The organism is Flavobacterium sp. GSA192, assembly GCF_006386525.1.
Classification (GTDB): Bacteria; Bacteroidota; Bacteroidia; order Flavobacteriales; family Flavobacteriaceae; genus Flavobacterium; species Flavobacterium commune.
This window is the reverse complement of sequence record NZ_VAHC01000001.1, coordinates 694784-714380: the sequence shown is the minus strand read 5'-3', so window position 1 is coordinate 714380 and position 19597 is coordinate 694784. Positions and strand designations below refer to the sequence as shown.

Below are 19597 nucleotides of genomic sequence, written 5' to 3'. Positions count from 1 at the left end.
AGTCTAAGCACTATTTGGTTAGTTGATTTTTTGCCGTTGGAGCCTCACCATTAATAAGCAGTTCATAATTCTCAATAATTGGGGTATCGGCATCGTTCAAATTAAAACTGATTTGTGTTACTCCATCAGCTAAAATTGGAAAAGAACCCGAAATCTCTTTTGTTTTTACAACCGCCAAATCATCGGTCATAAAATCAATACGGATACTCACTTCATTTGCCTCTTCATCGGTTTGAAATACAATAAAATCATCGGTGTAATTCACTCCTCCGGAAGTTGTTTTCTTCGTTCTGGAAACTTCCATGTCTTCCTGAATAAATGTTTCATCAACTACTTTGTAACCGCTGCGTTTGACCTCAACAGTTACTTTAATATTTGTATAACTTGGATCGGGAGTAATGTCTTTAGCCTTTAGACGCAATATTCCCGTTCTGGTAAGAATGTTCATTGTAAGTGGTTCTTCAAAAGGAGAGTCATAAGGTATAGCGGCAGAAAGATTGACCTTTTGATCAGCAAGAACGGGTTGCGGAATAATTAAATCATTTAGATTTACAGGAGATTTAATCATTTGCTCAGGAATATCGGTAGCTACAAATTTGTATTTTCCATTTTCTAACGCAAAAGAAAAATGCGAACTATAGTTGGCAAAAAATTCACCGTCGTTTTCATAAATAAAAATCGGTTTGGTTGAAATCCCGGTATTCAGACTCCAAGGTTCGCCATTTAACTGAATCTCAAAATTCTTAACAACCGATGTGTCATATTGTAATACATCCTTGCTGCAAGCGGTTACTAACAAAAGTAACATTACACCAAAAAGGATACTATTGATGCTATTTTTCATGCACTGTAATTTTAAAATTGAAATTGGTTAAAGAAGATAACAGCGGCTACATAAACTTTAGGCACTGTTGTTGAGGCTAATTTTAAACTGAAGTTTTGCTTTCTTAATAATGGAATCAATTGCCTCAATTTATCATTGTGATAGCAATACACTATAAACATCCCAGGCAGGATGAAAGTGCTCATTTGTTTCATAAGCTTAATTTTTTAGTTAGTTAAATAGTTTTATAATCCTGAGAGATTACTTTGGTTCGGATGTAAAACTAGAAATAGCATATTGCAATGCGGTGGATAAATTGCTTTTCGAAAAGGGTGAAATTGCTAATAAAGCAACTAAGGCTTTCAAGCGGTTGAAAGAGGTAGAAAAATTGATAAACAACAGGGGGTATTTGTCTAAATTGAGTGAAAAAGACATTGATTTTTTAGCTGCACAAAATCACAATAAACACTAAAAACCAAACATTTACACACACAAACCAACACTCATTCCTAAAAAACAATATAATATCCCAATCATATCAGAAACTTACTAACCTAGTTTTTTAAATCCCCCTAAAAAACATCATTTGAATATTGAAAAATGAACTAAAAATAGAAAGGTCAATATACAAGATGAAAGATTATTTCTTCGTGTATATTGACCTAAAGGCTATCTATTTTCGAATAACTATTTAACGATACAAACGACGGTATTCGGCTGGGGTATAATTGAATTTTGCTTTGAAACATTTTCCAAAATATTTCAGATCGCTAAAACCAACCTCAAAGCAAATTTCCTTGATAAGCATATCTTCATTTTTAAGCATCTCGGCAGCCTCATTCAATCGGATATCACGAATGAAAACTACTGGCGATACTCCTGTCAAATCTTTTAATTTATTAAAAAAACTGGCTCGAGACATGTACATTAGCTTTCCTAATTCTTCCACCGAAAAATCAGTTTTAGACACATTATCCTTAACTAATTTAATTACCTGAAACATAAACTTATGATCCTGATTTGAAATTTGTAAAGGCTCTTCGACTGAAATCTCAGCTATATTTCCGCTGGAATATAAGAGTTGTAATCTTTTACGCTGTTCTAAAACATTTTTTACTCGGGCTCTTAAATAACTCACATTAAAAGGCTTAACCATATATTCATCGGCACCATATTCCATTCCTTCTAATTTGTTTTCTATTGCAGTTTTAGCGCTGAGTAAAATTACCGGAATGTGGCTTGTGGCAATATTTTTCCGAATTAACTTAAGCATTTCTATCCCATCCATTTGCGGCATCATAATATCACTAATGATAAAATCAGGACACAATCTGGCTGTTTTTAAATGACCTTCGATACCGTTCTCAGCAACATGAATGGTATAATCTTCTTCTAAAACTGAAACTATAAAATCCCTTAATTCAGGATCATCTTCAACGAGTAAGCCTAGGGGTTTTCCTTTGCTATTCTCTTCCGTTTTGGGTATAACAACTTCATTTTCTAATCCTGTAGTGGTTGTTAGATCTTCATCGGCTTCCTCAAATAAAATATCCACATCTTCATCAAAATGATGAAAACCTTTTAAAAAGCAAAGCTGGAAACTACTGCCTTTACCGGCTACACTATCCACCATTATAGTTACCCCGTGTTTATCAGCCAAATCCTTCACTATCGAAAGTCCTATTCCTGTACTCGGATTATTAGGGTTTTCGTTATAATTAGTAAAACGAACAAACAACCGCTTTTGAATCACAGGATTGATTCCCGGCCCATTATCGCTCACTTTTAGCAAAACTTGTTTTTCGGTTTCCTCCACAACTACTTCGACCGTATCGCCTTTATGGCAATACTTGAAAGCATTTGAAATTAGATTGACCAAAATTTTGTCCAGACTATCGGCATCGGCCCAAACAATGGGAGTTGTAGCATTCACTTTTAGATCTAAACGGATCTTACTCTGCAAGCTTATTTCTCTGAAGTTTTCACATACTTTAGCGGCAAATTGACCTAAATTAATCGCCTTAACTTCTAATTTTCTATTTTGAATTTTCCTTAAATCTAAAATTTGATTGACTAAATTCAGCAAACGATTACTGTTTCTTTCAATTCCCTGAAGTTGAATTTTTATTGATTCCGGTATATTGTTATCCGATAGCATTTTTTCAACCGGAGCAGTAATCATGGTCAGCGGCGTTCTGATTTCATGTGAAATATCAGTAAAAAACTTCATCTTCAAATCAGATACCTGTTTCTCAATTTGAACATCATTTCGCAATTTCAGGATGGTAGAAAATGTACGCCTGATGAAACTAAAAAGAGCTATAGCCAGTAAAATATAGCAGATTATTGCCAAATTAGTCCACCAAATCGAAGGAAGAATCGTGATTTTAATTTTTCGTTCATTGTTCACCCACAAATTATGATCGTTAGTAGAGGCTATCAAAAGCGTGTATTTTCCTCTGCTTAAATTCGTATAATTGATAGACTGCCCCCCTTTTATATAATTCCACTGATTGTCAACTCCTTCTAATTTATAACGGTAAACAATATTTTCGTTTTTCACATAATCCAATGCCGAAAACTGTACCCTGAAAAAATTCTGGTCGTGTTCCAGCCTGACTTCCTGCAACAAATCAGGATTGCTGGGAGTTTCAGGATTTATTTCGTGCAACTCCTTATTATTAACGGTGAAACTGGTAATAGCCAAATAAGGTCTGAATCGAAAAGGTTTAATGTTTTCAGGCTTAAAAACCACTGCCCCACTGGAATAACCTAAAACAATTTCGCCATCAGGAAGACGACATTTAGTAGCTTCAGAGAATATTTCGTTTCCTATAAGCGATTTCAATTCAGGAAAAGTTTCAGAGGTAGCATTTTTAGAATCAAATCGCACAATTTGATTGCTCCCCATAAGCCATATTTTACCTAATTTATCCTCCTGTATAGACACAACCCCATCAATAGGGAAACCAATAGTTTCTTCTCCAAAAGATTGTACTTTTAGCTCCTTTTTTTGATTCAAATCAACTAATAGCATCCCTTTTCCATTCGTTGCCAATGCTAATTTATTTTCTGAAGTTACCAGTATGTCCAAAATATCATTGCCTGAAACCTGCGGGTATTCCTTAAATTTTAATGCGTTTGGGGATTGTTTTTTTCCGGAAAAAGAAAACAGTTTATAGGAAGAAATAAAAAACAGTTGATGATCCTTACTTTCAACAATAGACCGCACCCTATCAGCCGATTTTATTGGGTAATTTTTCAATTCATTTCGATAATTAATGAACTGAATTTTAGAATTGGATTCCCTGATTAAATTGACTCCTCCGCCCCAGGTAGCCAGATAAATTTGCCCTGAAGCAGCCTGAAAAACCCTGTAAATATCATTCGAACTAATACTGTATCGATTAGCCTCATTGTACTTATAATGAACTACTTTATAATGGAAAGGCTTTGCCGTTGGCAACAAACAATACAATCCATTACCTCTGGTAGCTACCCAAATTCGACTTTTATTATCCTCTAACATGTGGTAAATATCGGCACCCCAGCCCGGACTGCCGGCAGACAAAGTTCCATCGGATCCTAACACGCCTATCTTCCTTTTTTTGGAATCAAACAATGTAATTTTATCGGTACGACTGGCTAGCCAAAGATTGCCTTTTCTATCGGCCATTAAACCTCTGACATTATTTTTTTTTCTCCCTGGAGACACATCTAATTTTAAAGCTGAAAAATGCTTGTTGTCAAAAGTCATCAAATCCAGCCCTTGTCTATATGAACAAAACCATAAATTTCCGAGGCGGTCAAATGTAGCGGCGTGCATCACATCAGAAACAACTTCTGCTGATTCTTTCATAGCATACGATATAGACACCAGCTTATCCTGTTTTTTATCCCAATAAGCCAATGCACCTCCTCGGGGTTGTGTCCAAATAGTTCCATCAGGAGCAGTAATTAAAATGGTTTTTCTGGAAATTCCCTCCGCCGTAGGATCAGTTGAATCGACCTGCAAATGCTTCAACTTTCTGCTAAGCAAATCAAATCGATATATTCCTAAAGCATTGGTTTCAAACCAAAAATATCTGGAATGGGTCAAGCCCAAATACTTACTATTCGTATCCGGAAATCCTGCTGTGGTTTTACTGTTATACACATCCAATTTGGCTGTTTTCATATCATAATAACCAATGCCCTGAGTCTTAGTTACAATAAGTACTTTGCCGCCTCTCACATATTTTATTCGGTCAATATCAGCATTTATTCCTAATTGAACATCAAAAAAAGCATTGGACTGTTTAGAATAACGGGTTAATTTACCGGCAGTTCCTGCAAACCATAACTCGTCTTTAGTTTCCATAACCGAATTATAAGAATACGACCTGCCCGAAGGTCTGGACATATTGAAAAAGAAATATTCAGGCACTTCAGCCGATTTCTTTAACCTGCAAATCCCTTTGCTGGTCAAAAACCAGGTTGTACCCATAGTATCTTCAAATACTTCCTGGATTTTTCCTCCCTGAAGTTTAGCCTTTTCAAAAGAAATTTCACTTAAACTGTTATCCGTTTCAAAAACAACTGCTGTATTTTTATCTTGCGAAAACAACCACACCCTGCCCGAAGACATCAGTCTGAATTCTCGAAATGAATTATTGGAATATTTTTTAGAATAAGACTCTAAAGGCGAGTGATAATTTAGATTCTTAGTGTCAAAATAATAGATTTCGTCCTGTTCTGACTTAATCCAGATTCGTCCGTTTTTATCAAATTTAAAACTCGAAACCCGATTAGACAACAAATTTAGCCTTCCTCTTTGCAGTACTTCAAAATTTTGAAAAGTATTGCCATCATATCTTATTAATCCGATATAAGTACCTAACCAAATGAATCCTTTTTCATCTTGTTGAATATCCAGAATACGGGACTGACTTAAATTAGCATCAGCTGAAAACCGCTTTAAAACTCCAAATGGCTGTGCCAGAGAGAATGCAGATAGCAGACAAAAAAAGGCAATAATTATATTTTGCTTCAAAATATTTTTTTTTTTAAATCTTAATCATTACAAAAGTATCAAAATTACAGTCTGAACCTAAAACAACGGCTCTTCCTGGCTAAATACCCCTACTTAAATAGCAATTTGTCCACCCTTTCACTATCCTGAAAATTAAAAAATTACAACTTCAAGCTGTACGACATCCCCTAAATAGCAATATGCCCTAAGCTAAAAAGGCTTAAAAATCTAATTTTGTTTTAATTGTAGCTGATCACGTAAAATCTTTTATAAATTAGAAACAACTATTAAAATAAATCAACCTAAAATATTAATCAATAATATGAAAACAATAAACTCTTTAGTGTTTATTATTAGTCTGACAACAATAACCACTTTTGCACAGCATGATTTCAAGTTTACCAATACTGCATTGCCTGTTGAAGAACGCGTAAATGATTTGGTATCCAGAATGACTGTTGACGAAAAAATAAGCCAATTAATGGATTCCTCACCGGCTATAGAACGTCTTGGTGTACCGGAATACAACTGGTGGAACGAATCCTTACACGGTGTTGCCCGTGCCGGATATGCCACAGTCTTTCCGCAATCCATTTCCATCGCCTCTTCCTGGGACAGAAAATTAATATTTGATGTGGCCTCTGCCATTTCTGACGAAGCCCGTGCCAAACACCACGAATTTTTAAGACGAGGACAACACGGTATGTACCAGGGATTGACCTTCTGGTCTCCTAATGTCAACATTTTCCGTGATCCTCGTTGGGGTCGTGGTCATGAAACTTATGGGGAAGATCCTTTTCTGACCTCGCAATTAGGACTTAATTATGTTAATGGTCTTCAGGGAACCGATAAAAAATACCTGAAAGTGATTGCCACCGCAAAACATTATGCTGTGCATTCAGGTCCGGAACCATCCCGTCATCAATTTAATGCCGAAACCAGCGATATTGATCTATACGAAACCTATCTTCCTGCCTTTCGAACTTTAGTCAAAGAGGGACAGGTTTACTCGGTAATGGGGGCTTATAACCGTTTTAGAGGTGAATCGGCCAGTGCCAGTCCCTTTTTATTTGATATTCTTAGAAACAAATGGGAGTTTAATGGCTATATCGTATCCGATTGTGGTGCTGTAACTGATATTTGGAAATGGCACAAAATTACACCTGATGCGGCAACGGCTTCTGCTTTAGCTGTAAAAACAGGACTGGATTTGGAATGTGGCAGCAGTTACAAATCATTGAAAGAAGCATTGGAACGCAAATTGCTGACCGAAGCCGACATTGACATCACTTTAAAACGTTTGTTTACAGCTCGTTTTAAACTGGGCATGTTTGACCCGGAAGAAATTGTACCTTATGCCCAAATTCCATTTTCGGTAAACAATAATTCGTCTCATGACTATTTGTCCAGGGTAGCTTCGCAAAAAAGTATTGTTCTTTTGAAAAATCAGAATCATACACTTCCGCTTTCCAAAAACATTAAAACAATTGCTGTAATTGGACCTAATGCCAATGATATACAATCCTTATGGGGAAATTACAGCGGAATTCCAAGCAATCCTGTCACAGTATTAAAAGGAATCCAAAACAAATTAGAGCCAAACGCAAAAGTGTTGTATGCCAAAGGTACCGATTTGGCCAAAGGTGTTCCTGAAATGAAAATTATTCCATCTGTTTATTTTCAAAATGAAAATGGTACACAAGGCTTAACAGCAGAATACTTTGATAACACCAAATGGGAAGGGAAACCGCTTTTTAGCCGAATTGACGACAATATCAATTTTCAATGGGACATCAACACTCCGGATTCCCGATTGAAAATGGGGAATTACAGTGTGAAATGGACGGGTTATCTTGTGGCTCCAAAAACAGGAACTTACAGTATTTCAGAATGGTCAAAACCATTTATGACGGTGGAAATTGAAGGCGGAAAAAATACCGGTGGAAAAAACAACCACCATCCACGTTTTCGCCCGCAAAAAGTAGAACTGGAAGCTGGAAAAAGATACAAAATAGAGGTAAAATACCAAAACTTCTATGGCGATGCCATAGCCCAACTTTTATGGGCTGAACCACAGGAAAATGTATTACAGCAAGCTGTTCAAACGGCTAATCAGGCGGATGCTGTAGTTCTGGTATTGGGATTAAATGAACGTCTGGAAGGCGAAGAAATGAAAGTAGAAGCAGATGGTTTTGATGGTGGAGACCGCACCAGTCTTAACCTGCCATCTAATCAGGAAGAATTGATAAAAGCTATGGTAGCCACGGGAAAACCTGTTATTCTGGTTTTAATCAACGGAAGTGCACTTTCTGTAAACTGGGCTAACGATAACGTTCCTGCTATTCTAACTGCCGGATATCCGGGGCAACAAGGAGGTAATGCCATTGCTGATGTCCTTTTTGGCGATTACAATCCAGCGGGTCGATTACCGGTTACTTACTACAAATCTGTTAATCAACTTCCAGATTTTGAGAATTATAATATGAAAGGTCGTACCTATCGTTATTTTGATAAAAAGCCATTATATCCGTTTGGATTTGGTTTAAGTTATACCAAATTTAAATACAGTAACCTTCAAATTCCTGCCAATGTTAATGCTGAAAAAGATTTTGAAGTATCTGTTGATGTAAACAATATTGGCGACCGTGACGGAGATGAAGTAGTAGAATTATATCTAAAAGACGAAAAAGCTTCTACTCCACGGCCTATTGTGCAACTAGAAGGTTTTGAACGTATTCATTTAAAAAAGGGAGAGACTAAAACGGTTCGTTTTACAATAACACCAAGGCAACTTTCTTTAATCAATAACAAAAAACAACGCGTTGTAGAACCCGGATGGTTTACCATCTCAGTAGGAGGAAAACAACCCGATGATTCAAAAGACAACCAAAGTGGTCGTTTTAACATCAACGGCAAAACGCTACAACTCGAAAAATAGTTTTCTTATACTTCAAAACCGTCTCGCAAGCTGAGGCGGTTTTTTTTATAACCAAAAAGTGGCTTTTTACAACTATTAAAATATAAATAGTTTATAGCTGGTAAAATCGTAAATTTGCCGTTATAGTTACCACATAAAATGGCAGTCAGCATCAAGTATATTTTTGCCTTATCATTTTAAATTTTGTAAAATGAAAATTGAAGTAGCTAACGTTTTTTTGATTATGAAAAAAGCCCTTTATTTTTTATTCACTAAGTCTATAGGTTTATACATCAACCTCTTGAGTTTTATATTTCCTAAAAAAGCAAACCAGCTGGCTTATGCACTTTTTAGTGAACCAAGAGACGGAAAATTACTCAAAGAAAAACTTCCTAATGTACTTAAAGAAACAGATCAGGAAATTTACCAACATGAAGGCGAATATTTTCAAACCTACACCTGGAAAGGCAACGAGAATGTCATTTTGCTGGTACACGGTTGGGAAAGCAATGCTTCGCGTTGGGAAAATTTATTGACCTACCTAAAAAAATCCAACAGCACCATTGTTGCTCTGGATGCTCCGGGACACGGATTATCGAGTGGAAAAGAATTCAATATTCCGCAATATGCTGCCTTTATTGATATTCTGGTTCAAAAATACCAACCCAAACATCTTATTGGTCATTCTCTGGGCGGGAAAACCTGTCTTTACTACCAATCGACTTATCAAAGTAACAGCATAGAAAAAATGGTGATTCTGGGCTCTCCAAGTGATTTTAAAATTATCCTTAACAATTACATCAATTTGTTGAGCTTAAATTCTAAAATATCCAAAGGACTCGAAAATTATTATCTCCATCATTTTAATCTTCAATTAGAACATTTTTCAGGGAAAGTTTTTGCTTCGAAAATAAAAACCAAAGGACTCATTGCTCATGATACCGATGACAGCATTGTACTATTTGAAGAAGCAAAAAAAATAGCCAGTAGCTGGCAAGATGCTATTTTTATAGAAACCAAAGGTCTTGGTCACAGCCTGCATGGCGAAGAATTATATCAAAAAATTTACGCATTCTTATTCGAATAATTTTTAAAAATTACTGTTTCGCAAAAATTCGCAAAGTAAAAGACAAAGTCTCGCTAAGTTTTTTTTTTTAAAATCCATGTAAAACTATCAAATTAGGTTTCCCCCTATTCTAATGACGTCAGTAAATTAAATATTTCTTTGAGTCTCTCTGTGATTTACTTTGCGAATCTTTGCGTAATAACCAATTTTCACATTCTCAAATTACTTACTTTTGCACTATGGAAGAAAATCTAAAACGTCTCAACAAATTCATAGCCGAAACCGGTTTTTGCTCCCGTCGTGAGGCCGACAAATATATTGAAGAAGGTCGTGTAACCATCAATGATGTCGTTCCGGAACTTGGGACAAAAGTGGGTATAAATGACGAAGTGCGCATTGATGGCAAACTAATTCATGAGAAAAACGAAAAACCTGTTTATCTTGCTTTCAATAAACCTGTTGGGATTGAATGTACTACTAACCTGGAAGTCCGCAACAACATTGTGGATTACATCAACTATCCCAAACGTATTTTCCCTATTGGACGTTTAGACAAAGCTTCGGAAGGATTGATTTTTATGACCAATGATGGTGATATTGTCAATAAAATATTGCGTGCTCGAAACAATCACGAAAAAGAATATACTGTAACAGTAAACAAACCTATCACCGATCGTTTTATCCAACGAATGGGAAATGGTGTTCCTATTTTAGACACCGTAACCCGAAAATGTAAGGTAGAGCAAATTAGCAAGTACATTTTCAAAATCATACTTACCCAAGGTTTGAACCGTCAAATTCGCAGAATGTGCGAATATTTAGGCTATGAAGTAACTGCTTTGAAACGTATTCGAATTATCAATATTTCGCTTGATGTTCCTGTGGGACGCTACCGCGATTTGACCGATGCTGAAATTAAAGAATTAAATGAATTGATCGAACCTTCGAGCAAAACCGAAGAAGCGAGCTTACCTAAAGTGGAAGTACCAAAACGCCAAACGGAATTCATCAAAAAAAATGATCCCCGATTTAGAAAACGCGGGGATTATTAACTAAAAATCATATACAACAACAAAAAGGGGAAATTCATTTCCTCTTTTTTGTTTATTTCTCTATTCCTAAAGATAGAAAACAAAACAATTCGTTAACCTTTTCTTCGAACTATAGTAAACTACAATTTGGATGAAGCCCCTAATTTTGCGATATAATCCAATATAATACCATTGAAATTTTCATTCCCCAACGTTCGCAATTTTAGAACTCAAATCTTTTTATCATTTTCAGTAATGATTCTTTTAATCATTATCTGGTTTCTAACCTACCTCACTATTGATCGAAAAATAGACCATCTGAATAATTTCAGCTATAAATCGTATCAGGTTTCTCAGGACTTTAGTACTAATATCAAACGGTTTCAAACCTTTTTGCTATACGGTTACAAGGAGAAAGATTTTTACATCCATCACAATCAGAAAGATTTAAGCCAATATATTTCTAATTTAAATAGACAAAGAGCAGCTATTAATTCGATTTATAAGGAATCCCGGGAACTCCAAATCGAAATTAACGAAAAACAGATGCTCAGGCTTTTTAACAAAATTGATCTGCTTATTGCAAATGTCAATCAGTACAAAAAGATTGCTTTAATCAGAGGATTTAAAGATTATGGTATTGAAGGCAAAATGCGTAACAAAGCACATTTTTTAGAAGAAAAAAAATATTTAAAAGCTTTTACCATTCTCCAGTTTCGCCGCCACGAAAAAGACTATATGCTGCGATCTGAAAAAACCTATCTTCAAAAATTTCAAAATTTATACAACAACACCATACAATCTAACGAAATCAGCCCGGTTTCAAAACAAATTCTTAAAGATTATAAACGCTATTTTGACACCTTGGTAATGCTAACAAACCAATTAGGTCATGCTCAAAATCTGGGATTAAACGGCAAAATAAACCAATCCAACGAAGAAATTGAAAACCTATTCAACCTCATTATTTCTTACAACGAAATCAGGATTAATCAATTAAAAGCCAATTTATTTTATTTCCAAATTGGACAAACCTTGTTAATGATTGCCATTGCTTTGTTTTTATGTGTTTATATCTCCAAATATTTTACCAAAGACATCAAATTACTTTCATTGGACATTTCGAATTTCATTTTTTCGAATTTTAAAAACACTAATTCTAACCTACTCCAACAATCATCTATCAAGGAAGTTAATTTTTTATTGAACAGTTATAAAATACTAAAAGAAAAACTCAATGAAAACCTGGTTGCTCTTGAAAAAAACAATGAAACAGCTAACAATACTGCCAAATTTAAAACCCAGTTTCTGGCAAATATGAGCCACGAAATCCGCTCGCCCCTAAACGGTGTTATCGGTATGTTGAATATCCTTAAAACAAGTCCTTTAAACAGCGACCAATCGGAATATATTGAAATTGCCGAACACAGTGCCAATCATCTTTTAGGTATTGTCAACATGATTTTAGATCATTCTAAAATGGAAGCCGGAAAGATCAAACTGGAACAACATCCAACGCATCTTAAAAATGAACTTTCAAAATTAATCCGATTATTCGAATACCGCATCAAAGACAAAAACATCGCCTTGCATTTTAATTTTGATGAACGCATTGAAAGCAATATTCTTTGTGATAACTTAAGACTCCAGCAGGTTTTAATCAATCTTTTGGACAACGCCATTAAGTTTACAACTGTAGGCAATGTCAAACTGGAAGTAAGTCATATTGAAGAACATGACAATATTCAAAAAATCAATTTTAGGGTGATGGATTCCGGAATAGGTATTGATGTTAATAAAACCGAACAACTGCTACTGGCCTTTGAACAGGCTGATTTAACAACTACCCGAAAATACGGAGGAACGGGTCTGGGACTCACCATTTCAAACCAATTAATCAGTTTGATGGGAGGCTCTAAATTAAACATCATCGCTTTAAAAGAAGGAGGATCCAGTTTTAGTTTTGATATTCCATTCAAAATAAATAAGACTTCGTTAGTTGTCGAAAATACAGCTAATACATCGATAAGTTCAAACAAAAATAGCGTTAATAAGGCCTTAATTGTTGAAGATAATTTAATCAATCAAAAGGTATTAAGAAAACTTCTGGACAAAATAAATATCCCTGCCGACATAGCTAACAACGGAATAGAAGCCGTTGCCCTTTTCGAAAAAAACGATTACGACATCATTTTTATGGACTTACACATGCCGGAAATGGACGGTTTTGAGGCTACTAAAAAAATCCATTCGTTAGCCAAATACAAAGCTAAAAACATTCCAATTATTGCCGTTACCGCCAGTGCTTTTGATGAAGATAAAATCAAAGCCATAGCCAATGGAATGGATGATTTTGTAAGCAAACCTATTGTACTAAAAAATCTGGAAGAAACTATTGTAAAACAAATGAAACTGCATTATAGCGTATAAAAAAACAAACCCAAAACTTTTCAGCTTGGGTTTAATTTTTTTTTTTATCATTTCAAATCCAGTGTTTCATAATACAAAACTTTAGATATAAAATTCACATTTTGATATTCTGATAATTCTTCCGTTTTGCCATTATCTAAATCATTAGATTCCTCCGGATACAAACCATAATATATTTCATCATTATAATTTAAACTTCCAAGAAATTCCTTGTCAATTCCCTTGTTTACCGAAATATTATAATTGCTAATCAAATTCCCCCAATTGACATAGCTGCACAAAAGAATTAAACCATAAAAATACCATAGCATTTGGTTAAAAAGAAAGGCATTGGTTTTCTGTTTTACAATTTTTAAAAAAGAATACCACAATCCAACAATTGCCAATCCTAAAAACGCATACACTCCTAACCTTTTATAGGTCAATCCAAAATGAGAGATGTATTCGGTATTTTTAATCACAGCACTTACAATCAAAACTGCGTTCAGAATAATCCACATTTTAGCTAATTGTTTCAGATTTTTTGCTTTCTCATCAAAATTAAATCCGCCTTTAAAATAAAATAAGATAACACCAATAGCCATAACAATGGAGAAAATAACTGCATTGACACGCTCATGTGTATCTGCACTTAGTTTCGATTTTTCGACAACTTCAAAAAATTGCTCATAATTATAAGTCACTATAAAAATCAAAAGCAGTACATTGAGAAAAAACAAAGTGATTTCGCCACTCCTTCTTTCAAAATCAATATCAAGGAATGAAAAAGTGCTTTGATTTTGAAGTTTAGCCTCATCGTTGAAATTATTAGCCAGTAGTTTATTTTTTTCATAGCAAACTTCAGGAATCCAATAATTCCAAAAAGTAAACGAGATATAAAATCCTAAACTTGAAATCACAAAAAGTATCCAAAGATTAATATCGAAATAATAATCGGTAAAAAGCGAAGAAAAATGATTGCTACCAAAAGAATACACTATAAAAAACAAGGCTAAAAATACCGCCGGAATAACAAAATAGGCTATTAACTTTTTAGCAAAATCATTATTGATTTCTCTTTTGGGCAAATACTGACTAAACATCAGTACACGCCCCAAAGACGTAATTCCGTTTAAAAATAGCAATGGAATCACCTGAATGATTTTAAGTTCCTGATTTTGTACCCGGAATTGTAAAAAAACCAAAGACAGGAATAATGCCAGAAAAGAAGCAAAATCAGCATACCAAGCAAAAGCCACACAAGATAGAAATGAAGTTCCAAATAACATCCTATTCAAGCTGTCTTTGAATTTACTCCTGTTATTATAACTTACTAATCCTAAAAGAAATAGACCAAAAACCCCCACATTCAGGCCTATTGTTTCCTTGTAAAAAAGCAGTATAAAAACAAGACTGCTCACTAAAATCAAATGGTATTTTTTCATGATTTAAAATTTTAAAGTACTTTGTATTTCAAAGCTTAAGGTTAAAAAAAAGGATTATTTAGAATTGATTAATTTTTCGAGAAAATTCAAATGCTCTTTAAAAGCTAATCGGCCAATATTAGTAACACGATAAGAGGTTTTCGGCTTTTTACCCACAAACTCTTTCTTAATTTCTATGTATTCTGATTTTTCCAATGCCGTGGAATGACTTGCCAAATTACCATCGGTAATATTCAACAAGGCCTTCATTTCGGTAAAATCCACCCAGTCATTAACCATTAGGATTGACATAATACCTAATCGCACCCGACTTTCGAAATTTTTATTTAATTTATCAATAATTCCCATGAACTATTTGTATTTTTTTAAAAGGAGTAATCCATAAAAAATATGCAAAACACCAAATCCAATCATCCAGAAAACAAAACCACTTCCCAGAAAAAACAAAGCGATAATGCCCAAAATCACTTCCGATATTCCCAAATATTTGATGTCCGAAAAAGTATAATGTGCTGCATTAATCAAAGCTAAACCATAAAAAATAAGGGTTGAAGGAGCCACTAACACAAACATACCGTGGTAAATCAAAGCAATACAAAATAACCCTCCTGCCAGAAGCGGTATCAACAAACCCAACAACATCTTTTTGGTTGTAGCAGTCCAAATAGCCAGATTATTTTTTCTGCTTTTTCTAACAGTGAACAGGATTCCAAAAAACAAAGCCAGCAACAATATTAAACTCGCAATGGTAATGAGCTGTTGGATTAATTCGGGACTATACTCCTGATTCTTTCCGTCTAAATAATCAATTCCATTAGCTTCTAATAATTTAAAAGCAAAACCACCTCCTATTAATGCCGAAATTCCGGCAAAAACACCTGATAATCCGCTTAAGGATATAAATCGGGAAGAACGCTCCATCATGGAACGTATGTGTAACAAATCTTCTTGATGCTTCTGAACCATATTTAAAGTACTTTGAAATACAAAGTTATATTTTATTTTTGAAACGAAACAATAAAAATTGATTTTTTTTTAATCCTTTTCAAAATACAAAATCCCCAGTAAAAGCAGCAGTTACAATTGCTTTTACTGAGGATATTTGTGTTTTTTTATAAAAGTTATTACAGCTGTTTTTCTAAAATCTTTTTTAAAGATTCATTGGAATGGTGTCCTAATTCTGGATTTACTACCTCTCCTTTTTTATTCACCAAAACATAATGTGGAATTCCGGAAATATTAAATTTTTGGGTTAAATAATTCCATTCATCTTCTGAAACTCTGTAGTGTTCGCCTTTTATATTTGGAATGCTGTTATTCCATGTTTTTTCAGGAGAACTTTGGTTTGTTATATACAAAAAGACAACTTCTTGATCTTTCATCTCGTCTTTTAGTGGTGCAATTTCTTTAATTCCTTGCATACATGGGCCACACCAAGTTGCCCAAAAATCGACATAAACTACTTTTCCTTTGAACTTAGCTAACATCGAATCAAATAGTTCATCACTTTCGGTTTTCTTAACCGTATTAACTACAAAACCTGTTTGTTTCTTATTCATTTCTATCTTAGCTTTAATTCTATCATTTTCTCTAACAATAGAATTAGACAAAAAAGGATTCTTTATTTTTCCTTGTATCCATTTTAATTGAGTATCAGTATATGGAGTAAAATTGCTTTCTAAGTCACCTGCTTTATCCTGTAAAGTAAATACATCATATACAAAAGCCTCTTTGATACCAAAAATTTTATTTAGCTTATCATTCAACTTTTCAAATTCTTTTTCATCAGCAATCACCTGAATATTTTCCTTGTATTTTTCATTAAATAACTTTAAACTTTCTCCATATTGGTCATAATATTGTTTTTGGATAGCCAATTCCTCTTTGGTTAATTGAGATAATTTAAATTTTTTCAGCAATTCATTTTCTTCAACTGTAAGTGTTATACCCTGAGTTTTCAAATAAGCTGCCAGAGCTTCAACCGAAACTCCAATCTTTGGATTGTCTTTTTGCAATTTACTGTACGCTTCTTTATGATTGGTTTGGAATTTTTGAATTTCAGTTCTATTAGTGTCAAAAAAACCAATAGTTCTCATCATATTCTTTTCTACTTTTCTACTGGCAGCAGCCATCTGCAACTCGTCTGTAGATAAAGTAACCCCTGATTTTTGAAGCGATTCAGCTGTTTCAGAAGTTAAATTATAAAAAGAACTAACAACATTGTTTCTAAAAATATTAGCAAACCTTAACCTATTTATAAAAATATAGTAACTATTAGTTACTACTGCTGTTACATTATTTAAAACCGATGGAGTTAAAAAATCATAATAGGATTTATCTAACTTAAAATCTTCTGTTTCTGAATCAAATTGATTATTTTCTGACAATTTACTTCTTTTAAAATCTTCTCTGTACATATCATAACTTAGAATATTCTCCAAAGCCATATATTCAATATCAAGCTTTTTAATTTGAAGTGCTTTCTGGCTAATAAATTGCTTTTTAGTAATAGACTCTATAATTTGAAGTTGATTATTTTTTATATCCAGACAAGCCTTTTTATAATCCTCAGGACTTATCTCTAAAATTTTGCCCAATAGTTTTCTATATTCTTCATAATGACTATAAGGTTCACCAAAACTTAGAAGATCAGAATTTATTCTGGCACAATCTCCCATAAACAATGGAGTGTCCCTATCGACAACCATAAAGGTTTCTTTCCCAGGTTCTACAAAAACAGAAGATCTATTCCCAAGAATATTTACATAAATAGATTGCGGATGATTAATTGGAAACTTGACCGAAAAACTGCCATCATCTGCAATTTTAACCAAATGCGAATCTTGATTTCCTGTCAAAACATTACTTACATGTATCGTTCCTGTTTTTCTAGCTGCTCTGCCAGTATAACCTTTTATAAAACCGGAAAAAGTAGCGGAATCTGATTTAAAAATAGCAGAAGTATAGACTTCATCATTAGTTAGTTTATAGTTTGGATTATCTATTTTTTCGGTACTATAAGTTGCTAATTTTTCTTTATTGTCTCCAAACTTAACTCCTTCTTTTTTATCGATTTGAGCATAAATAGTCTTTTCCTTTCCAGCGTTTTCTAGCACAATAGTATAATTGTTTTTTTTGCTTTCTACAGTTTTATATTTCCAAACTGCTTTGTCAACAACCGCCTGATTGGCATAAAATCCGTAATCCCATTGATTACTTCCATCGGTTAGAAACCAATTTCCCTGTAAAACTTTGGGTATTAAGGATTCCGAATCTTTTTCATTAATTACAATATCGTAGATAGACCAATCCCCACCTTCATTGGCCTCACCAAAATCTACTTTATTTACCGTATTATCCAATTTAGGAAAATACAATTTATAACTCACTTCTCCACTTTCGGGCATAGTATATCTTTCGGCTATGGGAATGCCTTCCGTTTTAGTTACAAAAATTTTCTCTCCTCCATTGACATCTTGTATAAAAGATTCTTTAGGAATAAAAATCCATTGTCCCGGATAATATTTAATGTAAAAATGAATGATTGTTGCCGAATCGGTCAATTCAATTTTAGTTAATTTCCCAGGAAGATTACTCAAACCATAGTCTGGTTTGTCAATTGTTTTCTGCGAGAAAACACCACAGCTCATCAGAAGTGCAACAAGAATACTAAAGATTTTTTTCATGTTTTTTTTGGTTGGTTAAATTGGTTTAATAAAAAAGCTATAAGCTTTTTTAGCTTAAAACTCTTCAAACTTAATTATTAATTCAGAAAAAGATTATAATTATTTGTTAAAAAGAGAGAAAATACGTTAATAAAACTTGCATATTATGTATCAGATTAATTTCTAAAATACATTCGGCTTGAATTATCTATGTCAATATTAATCGTTCCATCTACAATAACACCATCAATGTAAGAATCATTAGTTAAACTTCCTGACAACATTTTGGCTCCTTTTTGAGAATTTAGATAAAGCTTAGTTTTATCTAATTGCAAATTCATTTTTTCAATATTATCACCATTAAGACGCAAATAAGAATTTTTAGACTCAACATTTACATAAGCAGGTTTATTAAAATCCCAAAAGAAATCTGAACTATTCAAGTTGATTGACAAACTATCCACCTGATAATTTCTTAAACTAACATTCGCTTTTTCTTTGGCAATAATAGACTTCACGTTTTTACAATAGACTTCGGGAACAATTACAAAATGCCCCCTTTTAGATTCTTCTTTTCTAACAGAATATATATATAGAGTATCATTACTAACTTCAAAATGAGCAAAATTAGGATGAACATCTTTCAAATAACTCTGCGAAACACTAAACTCTCTACCATTCTTCAAAACGAAAAAGGAACCTGGTTCAGCAACTATAACCGAGAAAGGAGCGGTTTTCTTTTCTTGAATAGCAAAATCAGCTTTATAATCAACTCCTTTATAGTATTTCGAACCGATAAATAATAAAGTAATCCCTCCGAAAAGAAAGGTTAAAAATGAAATTAATATAATGTTAGATATTTTCATGATCGTTATTTTTTATAGCCGTTAATAATTCGTTTAAATCGGCAGAGTTTAGTTGGAGTAATTTTACTTTAAGAAGAAAATCAGGTAAATCCTGACTGAAAAAATTGGCTTTTTCATTGGCTTTAATGAGTTCGAAAGCTTTTTCGGAAACAAAAAATCCAATGCCCCGTTTGTTGTCAAAAATCCCGGATTCCTGCAAATTAGCATAAGCACGCATGACCGTGTTGTGATTCACTTCAAACTCGGCAGCCAAATCCCGCACTGAAGCCACTCGGTCTCCAGCTTGCAATTGTCCTTCTAAAATTTGCCTACAGAGATTATCTACTATTTGCAAATAAATCCCTTTGGTTGATTTAAAATCCAT

The 19597-nt window shown here is 33.9% G+C and carries 13 protein-coding genes; 4 read left to right on the top strand and 9 right to left on the bottom strand.

Going from position 1 to position 19597, the window contains the following annotated elements:
- Positions 1-10 precede the first annotated feature (10 nt).
- The 3 genes from FDM27_RS03045 to FDM27_RS03035 all read right to left on the bottom strand — a co-directional run bounded on the left by FDM27_RS03045 (position 11) and on the right by FDM27_RS03035 (position 5855).
- Positions 11-844, bottom strand: coding sequence for a hypothetical protein (locus FDM27_RS03045; protein WP_071185274.1), 834 nt, complete (start codon positions 842-844; stop codon positions 11-13).
- A gap of 11 nt (positions 845-855) precedes the next feature.
- Positions 856-1038 (bottom strand): hypothetical protein, encoded by a 183-nt coding sequence (locus tag FDM27_RS03040; RefSeq protein WP_140485128.1) that lies wholly within the window; start codon positions 1036-1038, stop codon positions 856-858.
- A gap of 476 nt (positions 1039-1514) precedes the next feature.
- Positions 1515-5855, bottom strand: coding sequence for a response regulator (locus tag FDM27_RS03035; protein ID WP_140485127.1), 4341 nt, complete (start codon positions 5853-5855; stop codon positions 1515-1517).
- Between the two features lie 301 nt (positions 5856-6156).
- Here FDM27_RS03035 and FDM27_RS03030 point away from each other — a divergent pair, with 301 nt between their 5' ends.
- From FDM27_RS03030 to FDM27_RS03015, 4 genes are all read left to right on the top strand, one after another.
- Positions 6157-8772, top strand: coding sequence for a beta-glucosidase (locus tag FDM27_RS03030; RefSeq protein WP_140485126.1), 2616 nt, complete (start codon positions 6157-6159; stop codon positions 8770-8772).
- A gap of 190 nt (positions 8773-8962) precedes the next feature.
- Positions 8963-9838: an alpha/beta fold hydrolase gene (locus FDM27_RS03025; RefSeq protein WP_232227085.1), complete on the top strand. Its 876-nt coding sequence runs from the start codon at positions 8963-8965 to the stop codon at positions 9836-9838.
- A gap of 218 nt (positions 9839-10056) precedes the next feature.
- Positions 10057-10869, top strand: a complete 813-nt coding sequence (rluF, locus tag FDM27_RS03020) for a 23S rRNA pseudouridine(2604) synthase RluF (RefSeq protein WP_140485125.1) — start codon at positions 10057-10059, stop codon at positions 10867-10869.
- A 234-nt stretch (positions 10870-11103) separates the two neighbouring features.
- Positions 11104-13278 carry a response regulator gene (locus tag FDM27_RS03015; RefSeq protein ID WP_140485124.1) on the top strand — a complete coding sequence of 725 codons (2175 nt, stop codon included), beginning with the start codon at positions 11104-11106 and terminating at the stop codon, positions 13276-13278.
- Positions 13279-13325: 47 nt separating this feature from the next.
- On the opposite strand, the gene FDM27_RS03010 is transcribed toward FDM27_RS03015, so the two are convergent.
- From FDM27_RS03010 to FDM27_RS02985, 6 genes are all read right to left on the bottom strand, one after another.
- Positions 13326-14702 carry a DUF4173 domain-containing protein gene (locus FDM27_RS03010; protein WP_140485123.1) on the bottom strand — a complete coding sequence of 459 codons (1377 nt, stop codon included), beginning with the start codon at positions 14700-14702 and terminating at the stop codon, positions 13326-13328.
- Between the two features lie 54 nt (positions 14703-14756).
- Positions 14757-15050: a winged helix-turn-helix domain-containing protein gene (locus FDM27_RS03005; protein ID WP_071185268.1), complete on the bottom strand. Its 294-nt coding sequence runs from the start codon at positions 15048-15050 to the stop codon at positions 14757-14759.
- A 3-nt stretch (positions 15051-15053) separates the two neighbouring features.
- Positions 15054-15668, bottom strand: coding sequence for a hypothetical protein (locus tag FDM27_RS03000; protein WP_071185267.1), 615 nt, complete (start codon positions 15666-15668; stop codon positions 15054-15056).
- Positions 15669-15826: 158 nt separating this feature from the next.
- Positions 15827-18388 carry a thioredoxin-like domain-containing protein gene (locus FDM27_RS02995; RefSeq protein WP_140485122.1) on the bottom strand — a complete coding sequence of 854 codons (2562 nt, stop codon included), beginning with the start codon at positions 18386-18388 and terminating at the stop codon, positions 15827-15829.
- Between the two features lie 155 nt (positions 18389-18543).
- Positions 18544-19233, bottom strand: coding sequence for a hypothetical protein (locus FDM27_RS02990; RefSeq protein ID WP_140485121.1), 690 nt, complete (start codon positions 19231-19233; stop codon positions 18544-18546).
- Positions 19220-19597 (bottom strand): GntR family transcriptional regulator, encoded by a 378-nt coding sequence (locus FDM27_RS02985; protein WP_071185264.1) that lies wholly within the window; start codon positions 19595-19597, stop codon positions 19220-19222. Before FDM27_RS02985 ends, FDM27_RS02990 begins: the two co-directional genes overlap by 14 nt.